This is a genomic window from Streptomyces sp. NPDC052701 (assembly GCF_040678355.1).
Lineage (GTDB): Bacteria > Actinomycetota > Actinomycetes > Streptomycetales > Streptomycetaceae > Streptomyces.
On the sequence record NZ_JBFATO010000010.1, the window covers coordinates 101,035 to 116,214 of the forward strand.

A 15,180-nucleotide genomic window follows, 5' to 3' on the forward strand; every position below is an offset into this window, starting at 1 on the left:
ATGAGCAGGCTGAACAGGACGGACCGTCCGTACGACATCGTGCTCTTCGGGGCGACCGGTTTCGTCGGGACGCTCACCGCGGAGTACCTCGCCGCTCACGCGCCCGAGGGGCTGCGCTGGGCGGTCGCGGGCCGCAGCCGCGAGAAGCTCCGGCGGCTGCGGGAGCGGCTGCCCGGCGGCCCCGGGATCGGGGTGGTGCACGCGGACGTGTCCGATCCGGCCTCGCTGCGCGCCCTCGCCGAGCACGCGCGCGTGGTGGCCACGACGGTGGGCCCCTACGTGACGTACGGCGAGGAACTGGCCGCGGCCTGCGCGGACACCGGCACGGACTACCTCGACCTCACCGGTGAGCCGGAATTCGTGGACCTGGTGTACGTCCGCCACGACGCACGCGCGCGGGAGACCGGCGCGCGGCTGGTGCACGCCTGCGGTTTCGACTCCGTCCCGCACGATCTGGGGGTGTACTTCACCGTCCGGCACCTGCCCGAGGGGGTGCCGCTGACCGTGGACGGTTTCGTGACCGCGGACGCGGCCTTCTCGGGCGGCACCCTCGCCTCGGCCCTGGGCCAGCTCGCCCGGCACCGGCAGATGCGGGCCGCCGCGCGGGACCGGCGGCGGCACGAGCCGCGCCTGATGGGCCGCCGGGCCTCGGCGCCCACGGGCGCGCCCCGCTTCGCGGCGGAGGTCGGCGCCTGGGCGCTGCCGCTGCCGACCATCGACCCGCAGATCGTGCGGCGTTCGGCGAAGGCCCTCCAGCGGTACGGGCCCGACTTCCGCTACCGGCACTACGCGGCCGTCCGGCACCTGCCCGTCGCGGTGGGCGGTGCGGCGGCCGTGGGCGCGCTGGCCGTGGCGGCCCAGCTGCCGCCCGCGCGGCGCTGGCTGTCCGACCGGTTCAGGCCCGGGCAGGGGCCGAGTGCCGAGAAGCGCGCCAGGAGCTGGTTCTCCGTGCGGTTCGTGGGTGAGGGCGGCGGCCGGCGGGTGTGCACGGAGGTCGCCGGCGGCGATCCCGGGTACGACGAGACGGCGAAGATGTTCGCCGAGTCGGCCCTGTCCCTGGCCCTGGACGACCTCCCGCCGACGGCCGGGCAGGTCACCACGGCGGTGGCGATGGGCGACGCGCTGATCGAGCGGCTGCGTGCGGCGGGGATCCGGTTCCGCGTGGCGGCGGCGCGCTGAGCGGGCGCCGTACGGCCCCGGTGCCCTACAGGGGCCACCCGGCGAGGGTGTAGATCATCCCGGCGATCCAGCCGAGTCCGGCGAGCACGGCGAGGACCAGCCCGATGGTCACGGCCCGCTCGACGGGCCGGCCGGGGCCGGTGACTGGCTTGGGAGCACGGTGCGTCGTCATGGGCCCCAGCCTGCCGGGCGGGGCGGCGGCCCGGCATCCGTACGGGTACTCAGAGCCGGTACTCAGAGCCCGTACTCAGACCGCCCGGCCGCGGCCTTGCCGCCGCGGCGGGGAACCGGGCCGGGCCCCGGGGCCGCCCGACGAGCGGCCGCCCGCCGTGACCGGCCGGCCGGGCCGTGCGGCGGGGCACGCAGACCTCCGCGCGGTGCGGTCCCGGACGGCCCCGCCGCGCCGGAGCACCGGCGCCGGGGTCAAACCACCCCCGGTCGCCCGCGGCCGGCGGGAACGCCGGGCTCGTTCGCCCGGGCCGCCTCGCGCAGCGCCCCGCGGCACAGCGCGTCCGCCCGGCGCGTGGTCTCCGGCAGGCGGTAGCGCGGGGTGAGGGCGAGGGTGTGGGCGCAGGCGTTGGCGAGGCTCACGCGGTGGCCGACGGAGACGAAGACCGGCTTGACGCCGTCCCGGGTGCGCAGGGCACGGCCGACCTCCTCGCTGCCGTCGAGGAGCGGGGAGGTGCTGCCGCGCGGCGCGTCCGGGTCGTCGTGGGTGAAGGTGAAGGGGTTCTTGGCGACGCCGATCGTGGGCAGGCCGGTGAGGACGCCGAGGTGGCTGGCGAGGCCGAAGCGGCGCGGGTGGGCGAGGCCGTAGCCGTCGCAGACGACCAGGCCGGGCGGGCAGGGCAGCGCCTCCAGGGCGGCGAGGACGGCGGGGATCTCCCGGAAGGCGAGCAGCCCGGGGACGTAGGGGAAGCTGATCCGGCCCACGGCCGTCGCCTCGGCGACGACGTCGAGGGTGGCCGCGTCCAGGACGACGGCCGCCGCGGCGACGAGGTCCCGCTCGTCGTCGTAGGCCACGTCGACGCCGGTGACGCGGCCCGTGCCGGGCGGCGGTCCCGGCTCGCCGAGCACCACCCGCTCGCGCAGTTCGTCCTGGACCGCGCGGGCCCGCTCCTCGGTCGCGGGCCAGCCCGCGGGAATGCCTACGGTCGTCATGGTGGTCACGAGCCTACGGGGCGGCGGACCGCCGCGGCGGCGCCGGGGGCGGGCCCGTGCCCGTCCCGGAGCCGGGTCGCGCCGCCCCGCTCGGCGTCCTGCCGGAGGAACGCGCGACCCGGCTCGAAGAGTGGTGCGCCCAGGGCGTGTTCCCGGCGTCCGGGCGCGAGAGCCCCCGCGACGGCGGGGTGGTCACCGCCGTAGCGGAAGACCACGCGCGCAGCGGGAAGGCCACGGCCGGGGGTCCGTTCGTCACGGCCGGCGTGTGCGCGTACCGCGGCGCGGAGTTCGCGGCGACGAGGCGGTGCCCGCGCCGGAGCGCTCCCGCGGGACGTTCCGCGGGACGTTCCGGGGCGGACGCCTCACTTGCCGCCGAGCGCCCGCTGCAGCTCGCTCTTGTTCATGCTCGAACGCCCCTGCACGTCACGGCGCTTGGCCTCCTCGTACAGCTGGTCGTAGGTGGGCCCCTGGGAACCCTGGCCGGACCGCCGGCCGCCGCGCTCGCCGGACGACATGTCCTGGGTGGAGCTGCGGCTGGCGGTCTTCGACTCGCCGGAGCGGGCGCGCTCCTTGTTCACCGTCCGTGCGGCGATCTCCTTGGCGCGCCCGGTGCTCTCGCCCCGGTCCTGCGCGCTCTTCTTGATGTGCTCGTACTGACGCTCCCTCTTGGAGCTCGAACCGCGTGGCATGTCCGCTCCCTTCCTCTCCCGTTCCGTGCACGGGTACCCACGTCGCCGGCGGACGCCACCCTCCGGATCCGCCGCCTGCCCGGTGCCTCGGCCGTGCCGCCCGGTCCTTCCCGCCCGGCGGGCCGGCAGCCGAGGTGGGGGCGCGGTCGGCGGTGCCGTACGAACCCGTGCCGATCGTGCGCCGGGCGCGGCCGGCGTCCGTGGTGGGGCCGGTGCCGGCGGGGCCGGCCGCGAGGGCGGCGGTGGCGGACGGGGGCGTGCCGTCGAGGCGCCGGGCGCGCGGGTTCCCCGCCCGGACGGGTGCGGCCGCCGGGGCGGCCACGGCCACCGCGCACAGCACCGCCGCCGCCGTGCCGCGTCCGTCCCGTCCGTCGCGTGTTCCCCGAGCGCCTCGTGGCGGGCCAGGTGTGCCGTCCGGCGGGCGGCAGGCGGCGGGCGGACGGTGCGTCACGCGCCCTGCACGCCCTGCGGGGCGCGTGAGAAGAACCGCGTCACCGCCGTGCATGAACGCGGTGACAGAGGTCACTCGCCCCCGGTGTGCACGGATTGGCTGATTCCGTCGTCTCTTCCAGTGCCCGGCCGCATCCGCCCCGGAAGTCCGTCCAGCCGTCACGAGGGAGCAAGGTGTTGTCCACCGTCATCGAGCAGCCCGTTGAGGCCCGCCTCGTCGCCGCCGCGCCGCGGATGCCGAGCATTCCCGCCACGCTGCACTACGACCGGCGCGACCCGTTCGCCGTCCGCATGACCTTCCCCGCCCCCGCCACCCTGGAGGGCGTCGAGGTCTGCTGGACCTTCGCCCGCGAGCTGCTCGCCGCGGGGCTGCGGGGGCCCGAGGGAGACGGCGACGTGCGGGTGCGGCCGTACGGTTACGACCGCACCGTCCTGGAGTTCCACGCGCCCGAGGGCACCGCCGTCGTGCACGTCCGCTCGGGCGAGGTGCGCCGCTTCCTGGAGGCCACCGGCGAGCTCGTGCCCGCCGGCCTGGAGCACCTGCAGCTCGACCTGGACCACGGCCTGGCGGAGCTGATGCGGGACGCCCGCTGAGCACGGGCGGCCCGGCCCCGGCCGGGACGCCCGCCGGGCGCGAGCCGGGCACGGCCCGCCGGAACCGCCGCGGTACGTCCGCTAACGCGACTGCCCCAGCAGGGTGTTGAGCTCCCCGTAGTCGAGCCCGCCGGCCAGCGACCCGTAGGTCCCCGCGTCCAGCAGCTCCCGCGCGGCGCGGCGGACCAGGGCGTGCGCGGCCTGCGCCAGGCCCGAGCCCACGCTGACGCGCGCGACGCCCAGGGCGGCCAGCTCGGCGACCGGCGGTGCGCCGGGTCCCGCCATCACGTTCAGCGGCCCGTCCACGCCGTCGGCGAGCACCTTCACGATCCCCGGGTCGACGGCCCCGGGTACGAAGACGCCGTCGGCGCCCGCGGCGAGGAAGGCGGCGGCCCGCTCCAGGGTGAGGTCCACTCCCCCGGCGCCCCGCAGGAAGGTGTCGATGCGGGCGTTGACGAACAGCGGCACCCGTGCCGCGTCGGCCGCCTCGCGGGCGGCGGCGATCCGCTCGGCCTGCTCGGCGACGGACCGCAGCGGCCGGTCCCCGCCGTCGTGCAGGGCGTCCTCGATGTTCACCCCCACCGCGCCGGCGGCGAGCACCGCGCGGACGGTGCCGGCGACGCCCGCCGGGTCCCCGGCGTAACCGCTCTCGACGTCCGCGCTGACGGGCACCCGGACCGCGCCGGCGATGCGCGCGACGGCGGCCAGGGCCCCGTCGCGGTCCAGCCGGTCCCCGTCCGCCGCGCCGAGCGCCCAGGCGAGCCCGGCGCTGGTGGTCGCCACGGCGGCGGCGCCGGCGTCCTCGACCAGGCGGGCGCCGGCGGTGTCCCAGGCGTTCGGCAGGACGAGCGGGCGGCCCGGCACGTGCAGCGAGCGGAAGGCCAGGGCGCGGTCGCGAAGGACGGTCGCGGGGTTCGTCATGCCGTTCACCCAACCAGCCGGGCGCGGGCGGTGGCTGGCGGGAATGCGACAGGATCGTCCGTCAGCCGCGGGCCGCCCCGGCCGGCACCGTCACCGCCGCGATCACCGCCGTCCGCACCTCGCGCACGACCTGCCGCAGCGCCGGTGCCGCCGCCCCGCTGCGCTCGGTCAGCCGTTCCAGGCGTTCCTTGTGGCGGGCGCGGTCCCTGGCGGGCAGCACGGTGCGCAGCTGGGCCGCGGCGGCGAGGGCGACCAGCGCCGCGTCCCGGTCGGAGACGTCCGCGACCGGCCCGGGCCCCTCCAGCACGACCCGCGCCTCCTCGCGCAGCGCCTCCACGGCACCGGCCCGGTCCAGTACGTGCTCCACGGACGGGAACACCCCGAGCACCCGTTTCTTCTCCGCGCGCAGGTACCCCTCGGCCACGAGCTGCTCCCGGACGGCGTCCAGGGTGACCCGCGCCCGCAGTGTCACCCAGGTGCGCCAGCGGCGCGGACGGGACTCGCTGATCAGTTCCAGGAGTCCGTCGAGGACGGTGTCCCCGGTGCGGGAGTCCAGGTCGACCGGTGTGACGACGCCGTCGTCGTCGACGAGCAGGCCGCGCTGGGCCAGTTCGGTGAGCGCGCCGGCCCGCACCAGGTGGTGGAGGTGGGCGGTGCCGGTGACCTCCCGCCGTGCGGTGTCCCAGGCCAGCAGGTAGAGCCGGGCCGGCAGCGAGAGCGGGCCGTTGGGCACGGGGCCTCCTTAGCGGTCGGGCCGGGCTGCGGTAATCCGTTGACAGCCGCACCGGCCCCTCCTACGGTGTAGAGCGGTCCTGTTGCCGCCGATTGGAGAAGGACGTTGCTCGTCTGAGGTCCTGAGACACCGCGTCACACCCGTGGGGTGTGGATGTCGTGTGCGACCTCGGCGTTCGAGCCGTCCTTGCGGAACGGGGCTTTTCTCATGCCCGGTACTGTCCAGGACCTCTCCCTCCGGCCGTCGGTCACCGCCGCGCGGTGTCTCGATACGCGTCTGCCCCTGACCGCACCGAGCAACCGCGAGGCCGTATGTCCACTTCCGTCACCGTCACGTCCCTCTCCTTCGCCTGGCCCGACGGCACTCCCGTCTTCGAGGGCCTGGACGTCTCCTTCGGCCCGGGCCGGACCGGGCTCGTCGGCGTCAACGGGTCGGGCAAGTCGACCCTGCTGAAACTGATCGCCGGGGAGCTCCTCCCGGCCGAGGGCGCCGTCCGCGTCGCCGGCGAGGTCGGCTACCTCCCGCAGAACGTCACCCTCGACACCGCCCTGCGGGTCGACGAGGCGCTCGGCATCGCCGGGCGGCGGGCCGCGCTGCACGCCATCGAGGCGGGCGACGCGGCCGAGGAGCACTTCGAGACCGTCGGCGACGACTGGGACGTCGAGGAGCGCGCCCTGGCGGCCCTGGGCGAACTCGGCCTGGGCCACCTCGGCCTGGACCGCACCGTCGGCGAGGTGTCGGGCGGCGAGTCGGTGCTGCTGCGTCTGGCGGCGCTGCTGCTGCGCCGCCCGGACGTCCTGCTGCTCGACGAGCCCACCAACAACCTCGACCTGTACGCCCGCCGGCGGCTGTACGCGGCCGTCGGGTCCTGGCCGGGCGTGACGGTCGTGGTCAGCCACGACCGCGACCTGCTCGAACTGGTCGACCAGATCGCCGACCTGCGCTCCGGGGAGATCACCTGGTACGGCGGCAACTACTCGGCCTACGAGGAGGCCCTCGCCGTCGAGCAGGAGGCCGCCGAGCGGATGGTGCGCGTCGCCGAGGCGGACCTGCGCAAGCAGAAGCGCGAACTGGCCGACGCCCAGGTCAAGCTGGCCCGCCGCAGGCGGTACGGGCAGAAGATGTGGGACCAGAAGCGTGAACCGAAGATCGTCATGGGGGCGCGCAAGCGGGCGGCGCAGGAGTCCGCGGGCAAGCACCGCGTCATGCACGAGGAGAAGCTCGCCGAGGCCAGGGAGCGCCTGGACGAGGCGGTGGAGGCCGTGCGCGACGACGACGTGATCCGCGTCGACCTGCCGCACACGGCCGTGCCGCCGGGCCGTACCGTCCTCACGCTCCAGGACCTGGAGCCGGCGTACGGGGCGCGGGTGCGCGGCGGCTTCGAGCTGCGCGGTCCGGAGCGGATCGCGCTGATCGGGCGCAACGGCGCGGGCAAGACCACGCTGCTGCGCACGGTCTGCGGGGAGCTGGCGCCGGTGGCGGGCGAGGTGAGGGCGCACGTCCCGCTGCGGTTCCTGCCGCAGCGGCTCGACGTCCTGGACGGCGAGCTGACGGTCGCCGAGAACGTGGCCCGGTTCGCGCCGGGCGCCACCGCCAACCGGATCCGGGCGCGGCTGGCCCGCTTCCTGTTCCGGGGCGCCCGCGCCGACCAGAAGGCGGCGACGCTCTCCGGCGGCGAACGCTTCCGGGCCGCGCTGGCCGCCCTCATGCTGGCCGAACCGGCACCGCAGCTGCTGATGCTGGACGAGCCCACCAACAACCTCGACATGGCGAGCGTCCGCCAGCTCACCACGGCGCTGGACTCCTACGAGGGGGCGCTGATCGTGGCCAGCCACGACCTGCCGTTCCTGGAGTCGCTCGGGATCACCCGCTGGCTGCTGCTGGAGGACGGGGAACTGAAGGAAATCACGCCAGAAGCTGTCGGGTTTCCCGCCTAGCGTCGGCGGCATGACCGAGTTCACGCACGATGCCATCACCCTCACCGGAGCCCGGGAGAACAACCTCAAGGACGTCACCCTCCGCATCCCGAAAGGCCGGCTGACCGTGTTCACCGGCCTTTCGGGATCGGGCAAGTCGTCGATCGTCTTCGACACGATCGCGGTGGAGTCGCAGCGCCAGCTGAACGAGACGTATCCGTGGTTCGTCCGCAACCGGCTGCCCAAGTACGAGCGGCCGCACGCGGACGGCATCGAGGACCTCTCCCCCGCGATCGTCGTCGACCAGCGGCCGGTCGGCGGCCACTCGCGCTCCACGGTCGGCACGATGACGGACGTCTACTCGGTGATCCGGGTGCTGTTCTCCCGGCACGGCACCCCGAGCGCCGGGCCGGCGACCGCGTACTCGTTCAACGACCCGTCGGGCATGTGCCCCGAGTGCGACGGGCTCGGGCGCACGGTGCGGCCCGACTGGGACCGCATCCTGGACCCGGACCGCTCCCTGGCCGGCGGGGCGGTCCGGTTCCCGCCGTTCGCCGTGGGGACCTGGCAGGGGCAGGCGTACACCAACAGCGCCGACCTCGACCCGCACAAGCCGGTCGGGCGGTTCACCGCCGCCGAGCGGGAATTCCTCCTGCACGGGCGGCCCGGCAGCAAGGTCACCGTCAGCGGCAGCGGCGGCACCTGGACCACCGAGTACGAAGGGCTCGCCGACCGCTTCGAACGGCTGTACCTGAAGCGGGACCTGTCGGCCATGAGCCAGAAGACCCGCGACCTGGTCCGCGCGTTCCTGGTGGAGGGCGTCTGCCCGGTCTGCCGCGGGGCACGTCTCAACGCGGCGGCGCTGGCCACCCGGATCAACGGCCTGTCCATCGCCGACTGCGTGCGGATGCAGGTCACCGACCTGATCGCCGTGCTCAGGGAGATCGACGACCCGGTCGCCCGGCCGGTCGCCGGGGCCGCCGTCGCCGCGCTCGAACGCATCGAGGCGATCGGTCTGGGCTACCTCAGCCTCGACCGGGAGACCGCCACCCTCTCCGGCGGCGAGGGGCAGCGGCTGAAGACCGTGCGGCACCTGGGCTCCAGCCTGACCGGGATGACGTACATCTTCGACGAGCCCAGCGTCGGCCTGCACCCGCGCGACGTGGGCCGCCTGGGCGACCTGCTGCTGCGGCTGCGGGACAAGGGGAACACCGTGCTGGTGGTCGAGCACGACCCGGACGTCATCGCGCTGGCCGACCACGTCGTCGACATGGGTCCGGGCGCGGGCTCCGAGGGCGGCCGGGTGGTGTTCGAGGGGACGCCCGGGGAACTGGCCGCGTCGGACACCCCGACCGGGCGGTGCCTGCGCCGCCGCACCGCCGTGAAGGAGGAGGTGCGCCGGGCGACGGGCGAGCTGTGGGTGAAGGGCGCCGGCCGGCACAACCTGCGGGACGTGACCGTGTGTTTCCCGGCCGGGGTGCTCACCGCCGTGACCGGGGTCGCCGGGTCGGGAAAGAGCACCCTGGTCACGGAGTTCACCGCCGCCCACCCCGGCACGGTGGTCGTCGACCAGTCCTCGATCGGCATCTCGGCCCGCTCGACCCCGGCGACGTACCTCGGGATCATGGACACGGTACGGAAGATCTTCGCCCGCGAGACGGGGGCGGAGCCGGGCCTGTTCAGCTTCAACTCCGCCGGTGCCTGCGACACCTGCGAGGGGCGCGGCGTCATCCACACCGACCTCGCCTTCATGGACCCCGTCACCACGACGTGCCACGCCTGCGAGGGGCGGCGCTTCAAGGACGAGGTGCTGCGCCTGACCGTGGGCGGCCACTCCGTCGCCGGCGTGCTGGAGATGACGGCCGGGCAGGCGCTCGGCTTCTTCGACGACCCGGGCGTGCGGCGCCGGCTGCAGGCCCTGCGGGACGTGGGCCTCGCGTACCTCACGCTCGGCCAGCCCCTGTCGACGCTCTCCGGCGGCGAGCGGCAGCGCATCAAACTGGCCACCCGGTTGCACCGCACCGGCGCCGTGTACGTCCTCGACGAACCCACCACCGGTCTGCACATGGCCGACGTGGAAGGGCTCGTCGCGCTGCTCGACCGGCTCGTGGACGCGGGCAACACCGTCGTCGTCGTGGAGCACAACCTCGATGTCGTCGCCCGGGCCGACTGGGTGATCGACCTCGGCCCGGGCGGCGGCAGGGACGGCGGACGCGTGGTGTTCGAGGGGACGCCCCGCCGGCTCCTCGACGCCGAGGGGTCGTTCACGGGTGAGCACCTGAGGCGGGCCGTGACGGGCACCGCCGCCGGCCCCGGCCGGTGAGACGGCCCCCGCGGGCACCGGGGCCGGGCCGCACGGGCGCGCCGCGCCGCGTCGAGCCCGGCCCGGTCCGGCCCAGCCCGGTCCGGTCCGCAGGTGTCCGCCGGGGGCATCCGGACACCCGTGTCCCCGGCGGACCGGGACGCGCCCGCCCGCGCGTCCCGGTCCCGGCCGGCGCCCCGTGCGCCGCCGCTCCCCGCCCGCCGGCCCCGGCCGCGCCCCCGGCCGCGTCCCCCGGAGGTGGCCTCGACCGGAACGGCCCTGCATGATGGTCCGCCGACCGTCGACGGGGTCCGGCCGGTGACGCAGGCACCGTCGGCGCCGTCCCCGACCTGTCCCGTCGATTCCCTTTGAATCCCGTCGATACGGAGTCCCGCCCGTGCCCAGCAAGAAGGCCCTCGTCCGCCGCCCCGGTCCCCGCCTGGCCGAAGGCCTGGTGACACACATCGAACGGACGGGGGTCGACACCGGCCTCGCGGTGGCGCAGTGGGAGGCGTACGTGGCGGCGCTGCGCGCCCACGGCTGGGAGACGATCGAGGTCGGCCCGGCCGACGACTGCCCCGACGGGGTGTTCGTCGAGGACACGGTGGTGATGTACAGGAACGTGGCGCTGATCGCGCGGCCCGGTGCCGGGTCCCGGCGCGCGGAGACCGCGGGGGTCGAGGAGGTCGTGGCCGGTCTCGGCTGCTCGGTGAACCGGATCCGGGAGCCCGGCACGCTGGACGGCGGTGACGTGCTGAAGGTCGGTGACACGGTCTACGTCGGCCGCGGCGGCCGCACCAACGCGGCCGGCGTCCAGCAGCTGCGGGCGGCCTTCGAACCGCTGGGCGCGCGGGTCGTCCCCGTGCCCGTCGGCAAGGTGCTGCACCTGAAGACGGCGGTCACGGCGCTGCCGGACGGGACGGTCATCGGGCACCTCCCGAAGCTGGACGCCCCGTCGCTGTTCGCGCGCTTCCTGCCGGTGCCCGAGGAGTCGGGGGCCCACGTCGTGCTGCTCGGCGGTGGCAAGCTGCTGATGGCGGCGAGCGCGCCGAGGACCGCCGAACTGTTCACGGACCTCGGGTACGAGCCGGTCGTCGTGGACATCAGCGAGTTCGAGAAGCTCGAGGGCTGTGTGACATGTCTCTCGGTGCGACTGCGGGAGCTGTACGCCTGACCGGCCGGTCCCCGCCCCGTCCGGCCCTTGAGACCTGCGGGTCCGGGGCCGGTGGCGCATCGGGCGACTCTCCGCGCAATACCGGCTGATCAGCGGTCTTTACGACACCCTTAACCTACGGACTCGTAACCTACGGATTCGTAGCCTACGATTGCGTAGGTTCCCGGCGCCGCTCGCCGGGCCGTTCCCTGTCACTCGTCCCCCTGGAGTTCCCATGACGATCGCTTCCCCGCACCTCGGCAGCCCCTCCGTCTGGACCGACGCCCGGTTGCTGTACGCCTTGGAGGAAGTGGTCGAGAAGGAGCTCAACCGACATCTGCAGGTCGCCAAGGACTGGATGCCGCACGAGTACGTGCCGTGGAGCGACGGCCGCAACTTCCCCGGCTTCTTCGAGGACGGCGAGGCCTGGGACAAGGAGCAGTCCAAGGTCACCGAGATCGGCCGGATCGCGCTGGTGGTGAACCTGCTCACCGAGGACAACCTCCCCAGCTACCACCACGAGATCGCCACCCTCTTCGGCCGGGACGGCGCCTGGGGCACCTGGGTGCACCGCTGGACGGCGGAGGAGGGCCGGCACGGCATCGTGATGCGGGACTACCTGCTCACCTCGCGCGCGGTCGACCCGGACAAGCTGGAGCAGTTCCGCATGGCGCACATGAGCGAGGGCTTCGAGTCGGACAACCGGCACTCGATGCTGCACTCGATCGCCTACGTCGCCTTCCAGGAACTGGCCACCCGCATCTCGCACCGCAACACCGGGCACCAGTCCGGCGACCCGGTCTGCGACCGCATGCTGGCCCGCATCGCCACCGACGAGAACCTCCACATGGTCTTCTACCGGAACCTGCTCAAGGCGGCGTTCGAGCTCGCGCCCGACCTGACGATGCAGGCGGTGCGGGACGTCGTGGTGAACTTCCGGATGCCCGGCCACGGCATCCCCGGCTTCGAGCGGGCCGCCGCGCAGATGGCGATCGGCGAGGTCTACAACCTGCGGATCCACCACGACGACGTGCTCCAGCCCGTGCTGCGCTTCCTGAAGGTCATGGAGATCGACGGGCTGGGCCCCGAGGGCCGCCAGGCCCAGGAGGAACTCGGCCTGTACATGAGCGGGCTGGACGCCGAGGCGGCGAAGTTCGACGAGAAGCTGGCCGCGCGCAAGGCCCGGATGGCGGCCCGCGCCGGCAACTGACCTCCGGCAGGGGCGGGGCGGAGCGGCCGGACGGACGGGCCTTCCGCCCCTGCCCGCCGCCCGCCGCCCGCCCGGCCGGACGACCTCACGAGCCGTGTGCCCAGCGGGAGGCGCGCCGCAGGGCCAGCCGCTCCTTCTCCGACAGGCCGCCCCAGACGCCGAACCGCTCGTCGTTGTCGAGCGCGTACTCCAGGCACGCGGAGCGGATGGGGCACATGCCGCAGATCCGCTTGGCCTCCCGCACCGAGCTGCCCGGCTCGGGGAAGAAGAAGTCCGCCCCGGTCTGCGCGCACAGCGCCTCCTGCTGCCAGTCGGGGCCGGACGTCGTGATCGTGTCGATGTGCATGGTCAGCAGCGTGCCCGGCAGCGCAAAACGTTCGGTCAACGTGCGATCAACGCCGGTGCCCGGGGCCTCCGGCCGCCTTGATGCTGCCGCGCCGGGCGCCCCGGCGCACGGCGGCGCTCCGAAGACGACGGCCCGGGGTCACGGCCGGGGGGCGACGGCCACGGGGCGGTGGAAGACTCGACAGGGCAGACCGCGGGATCCGCCGCGGGGGCTCGCGAGGAGGGCGACGATGCTCACCACCCGTTTCGTCGACGGCTCGCCGAACTGGGTCGACGTCACCGCGCCCGACCTCGACGGCGCGATCTCCTTCTACGGCGGCGTCCTCGGCTGGACGTTCCGCCCGGCGGGGCCCGAGGCCGGCGGCTACGGCTTCTTCCAACTGGACGGCAGGACCGTGACCGGCGCGGTGCGGGCCGCGCCCGGGCAGGGCCCGCCGTCCTGGACCGTGTACTTCCGCAGCCCGGACGCCGAGGCCACGGCCAGGGCGGCCGAGCGGGCGCACGGCAGGGTGCTGTTCCAGCCGGTGGACGTGATGGACCGGGGCACCATGGCGGTCCTGGCCGACCGGGCGGGTGTGCCGTTCGGCGTCTGGCAGCCGGGGCGGACCGGGGGCGTGGACGTGGCCGCGGAGCCCGGTGCGCTGAGCTGGGTGGAGCTGTACACCCCGGACGTCGCCGCGGCGGCCGCGTTCTACGACGCCGTGCTCGGCCTGGAGACCTCGGCCGTCTTCCCCGGCGGCGCGTACACGTGCCTCAATCCCGCCGGGACCGGGGAGGACGGCGTGTTCGGCGGCGTCGTCCCGCTGGCCGACGACCCGGTGGAGACGCAGGCGTTCTGGCTGCCGTACTTCGAGGTGACCGACGTCGACGCGGTCGTCGCGGCGACGCGGCGGCTGGGCGGCACGGTCCGCGTGCCCGCCGCGGACGTCCCGGGCGCCGGCCGCGCCGCCCGCCTCGCGGACCCCTTCGGGGCCCGCTTCGCGGTGATCAGGAGTGCGCCGCGGGAGGGGTGAGACACGCGCCCGTGCGCGGACGCCGCTCCCCGCCCGCACCACCGTGGGCACTTCCCGGATGTGCGTGAGCGCCGGACCGCGGTCCCCGGCCCGGGCGGAGCCGGCGCCGGACCGGCTCGGCTCCTTCCGCTTCGGCCGACCGCTGCGGCCGTTCCAGGGCCTGTCGTCAAACTCCCGTCGTCCGCCCGGAGGGCGGGCCCCGCGGCATCGGGTGCGTGCTCCCGGCGTGCCGGGCGCCGGCCCGCGCACGGGATGCACTCGGGTCTGCGCCCGGTGCGGCGGGAGTGCGTGCGGGGCGTCGCGGGGCAGGCGGGAGTCCGACGACAGGCCTCAGGCCGACGCCCGCCGTACCAGCGTCGTCGGCAGGACCACGCTGGAGGGGGCGCCGGCGGACGGCTCGCCCGTGGCGCGGTGGTCCAGGTCGCGCAGCAGCAGGCGGGCCATCAGCCGGCCCATCGCCTCGATGTCCTGGCGGACGGTCGTCAGCGGCGGGTCGGTCTGCTCGGCCACGGGCGGCATGTCGTCGAAGCCGACCACGGCGACGTCCTCGGGTACGCGCCGCCCGTGCTCGCGCAACACCCGCAGCGCGCCCGCGGCCATCATGTCGTTGGCGGCGAACACGGCGTCCAGGTCGGGGCGGCGGCCGAGGAGTTCCCGCATCGCGCGCTCGCCGCCGGACGGGGTGAAGTCGCCCTCGGCCACGAGCCGCGGATCGGCGTCGGCCATGACGTCCCGGAAGCCGTCGAGCCGGTCCACCGCCGACGTCTGGTCCAGGGGGCCGGTGATGTGCGCGATGCGGGTGCGGCCGAGGCCGACGAGGTGCCGTACGGCCTCGCGGGCGCCGCCCCGGTTGTCGCTGTCCACGTACACGGCGGCGGGGGCGTCCCCCGCTCCGGCGGAACCGGGTGCCCGGGGGGCCGTGCCGTCGCTCCACCCCGGCCGGCCGCCGAACACGGTCGGCACCCCCGCGTTGTGGATCAGTCCGGGCAGCGGGTCGTCCAGGTGCAGCGAGAACACCAGCGCGCCGTCGACGTGGCCGCCGGCGAGGTAGCGGCCCACCCGGGCGTGGTCGTCACGGCCCTCGGTGAGCAGCAGCACGAGCTGGTTGTCGTGGGCGGTCAGCTCCTTGCTGATGCCGCGCAGCTGCTGGGCGAAGAAGGGGTCGGCGAAGACGCGGGTCTCCGGTTCGGCGATGACGACGGCGACGGCGTCGTGCCGTTTCGTCACCAGGCTGCGGGCTGCCTGGTTGGGGACGTAACCGAGTTCCTCCACCGCCCGCCGGACGCGCTCGACGAGCGGCTCGCGCACGCCGTCCGCGCCGTTGACCACGCGCGAGACGGTGGCCCGCGACACCCCGGCCCGGGCGGCCACGGCCTCCAGTGTGGGACGCGGCGCTGTCTCGGTCACTTCTGCTCCTCACCGGCGGTTGCCGATCAGGATAGCCCCGGCCGGGCACGGAGGTGAGAGCGCTCTCTGCGGGCGGGAAGCGCCCGCGCCGGCCGTCCCGGGGACCG

The 15,180-nt window shown here is 75.2% G+C and carries 14 protein-coding genes; 7 read left to right on the forward strand and 7 right to left on the reverse strand.

Annotation, left to right across the window (positions count from 1 at the left end; all coding sequences use genetic code 11):
* A complete protein-coding gene (locus tag AB0L29_RS14450) occupies positions 1–1,179 on the forward strand; it encodes a saccharopine dehydrogenase NADP-binding domain-containing protein (protein WP_365826874.1) in 1,179 nt (392 codons plus the stop codon).
* A 25-nt stretch (positions 1,180–1,204) separates the two neighbouring features.
* Here the strand turns inward: AB0L29_RS14450 and AB0L29_RS14455 are convergent, their stop codons facing one another.
* From AB0L29_RS14455 to AB0L29_RS14465, 3 genes are all read right to left on the reverse strand, one after another.
* A complete protein-coding gene (locus tag AB0L29_RS14455) occupies positions 1,205–1,351 on the reverse strand; it encodes a hypothetical protein (protein WP_365826875.1) in 147 nt (48 codons plus the stop codon).
* A gap of 251 nt (positions 1,352–1,602) precedes the next feature.
* On the reverse strand, positions 1,603–2,340 hold the full coding sequence (locus tag AB0L29_RS14460) for an endonuclease V (RefSeq protein ID WP_365826877.1): 738 nt from the start codon (positions 2,338–2,340) through the stop codon (positions 1,603–1,605).
* A gap of 362 nt (positions 2,341–2,702) precedes the next feature.
* On the reverse strand, positions 2,703–3,029 hold the full coding sequence (locus tag AB0L29_RS14465; protein WP_365826879.1) for a plasmid stabilization protein: 327 nt from the start codon (positions 3,027–3,029) through the stop codon (positions 2,703–2,705).
* A 627-nt stretch (positions 3,030–3,656) separates the two neighbouring features.
* On the opposite strand from AB0L29_RS14465, the gene AB0L29_RS14470 reads away from it, so the two are divergent.
* Positions 3,657–4,073 (forward strand): SsgA family sporulation/cell division regulator, encoded by a 417-nt coding sequence (locus AB0L29_RS14470; RefSeq protein WP_365826881.1) that lies wholly within the window; start codon positions 3,657–3,659, stop codon positions 4,071–4,073.
* 81 nt (positions 4,074–4,154) lie between these two features.
* Here AB0L29_RS14470 and AB0L29_RS14475 read toward each other — a convergent pair whose 3' ends face one another.
* Both AB0L29_RS14475 and AB0L29_RS14480 read right to left on the reverse strand, forming a co-directional pair.
* Positions 4,155–4,994 carry an isocitrate lyase/phosphoenolpyruvate mutase family protein gene (locus AB0L29_RS14475; RefSeq protein ID WP_365826883.1) on the reverse strand — a complete coding sequence of 280 codons (840 nt, stop codon included), beginning with the start codon at positions 4,992–4,994 and terminating at the stop codon, positions 4,155–4,157.
* A gap of 61 nt (positions 4,995–5,055) precedes the next feature.
* Positions 5,056–5,727, reverse strand: a complete 672-nt coding sequence (locus tag AB0L29_RS14480) for a GPP34 family phosphoprotein (RefSeq protein ID WP_365826885.1) — start codon at positions 5,725–5,727, stop codon at positions 5,056–5,058.
* Positions 5,728–6,038: 311 nt separating this feature from the next.
* Here AB0L29_RS14480 and AB0L29_RS14485 point away from each other — a divergent pair, with 311 nt between their 5' ends.
* The 4 genes from AB0L29_RS14485 to AB0L29_RS14500 all read left to right on the forward strand — a co-directional run bounded on the left by AB0L29_RS14485 (position 6,039) and on the right by AB0L29_RS14500 (position 12,308).
* Positions 6,039–7,664, forward strand: a complete 1,626-nt coding sequence (locus tag AB0L29_RS14485) for an ABC-F family ATP-binding cassette domain-containing protein (RefSeq protein WP_365826887.1) — start codon at positions 6,039–6,041, stop codon at positions 7,662–7,664.
* Positions 7,665–7,674: 10 nt separating this feature from the next.
* Positions 7,675–9,966 (forward strand): excinuclease ABC subunit UvrA, encoded by a 2,292-nt coding sequence (locus AB0L29_RS14490; protein ID WP_365826889.1) that lies wholly within the window; start codon positions 7,675–7,677, stop codon positions 9,964–9,966.
* A 376-nt stretch (positions 9,967–10,342) separates the two neighbouring features.
* Positions 10,343–11,119 carry a dimethylargininase gene (gene ddaH, locus AB0L29_RS14495; protein WP_365826891.1) on the forward strand — a complete coding sequence of 259 codons (777 nt, stop codon included), beginning with the start codon at positions 10,343–10,345 and terminating at the stop codon, positions 11,117–11,119.
* Positions 11,120–11,333: 214 nt separating this feature from the next.
* Positions 11,334–12,308 carry an acyl-ACP desaturase gene (locus tag AB0L29_RS14500; protein WP_365826893.1) on the forward strand — a complete coding sequence of 325 codons (975 nt, stop codon included), beginning with the start codon at positions 11,334–11,336 and terminating at the stop codon, positions 12,306–12,308.
* Positions 12,309–12,393: 85 nt separating this feature from the next.
* Here the strand turns inward: AB0L29_RS14500 and AB0L29_RS14505 are convergent, their stop codons facing one another.
* Positions 12,394–12,693, reverse strand: coding sequence for a WhiB family transcriptional regulator (locus AB0L29_RS14505; protein ID WP_365826895.1), 300 nt, complete (start codon positions 12,691–12,693; stop codon positions 12,394–12,396).
* Positions 12,694–12,883: 190 nt separating this feature from the next.
* Here AB0L29_RS14505 and AB0L29_RS14510 point away from each other — a divergent pair, with 190 nt between their 5' ends.
* Entirely contained in the window at positions 12,884–13,666 is a 783-nt protein-coding gene (locus tag AB0L29_RS14510) for a VOC family protein (RefSeq protein WP_365826897.1), read from the forward strand.
* A 330-nt stretch (positions 13,667–13,996) separates the two neighbouring features.
* On the opposite strand, the gene AB0L29_RS14515 is transcribed toward AB0L29_RS14510, so the two are convergent.
* Positions 13,997–15,073 carry a LacI family DNA-binding transcriptional regulator gene (locus AB0L29_RS14515; protein WP_365826899.1) on the reverse strand — a complete coding sequence of 359 codons (1,077 nt, stop codon included), beginning with the start codon at positions 15,071–15,073 and terminating at the stop codon, positions 13,997–13,999.
* Between the last annotated feature and the right edge of the window lie 107 nt (positions 15,074–15,180).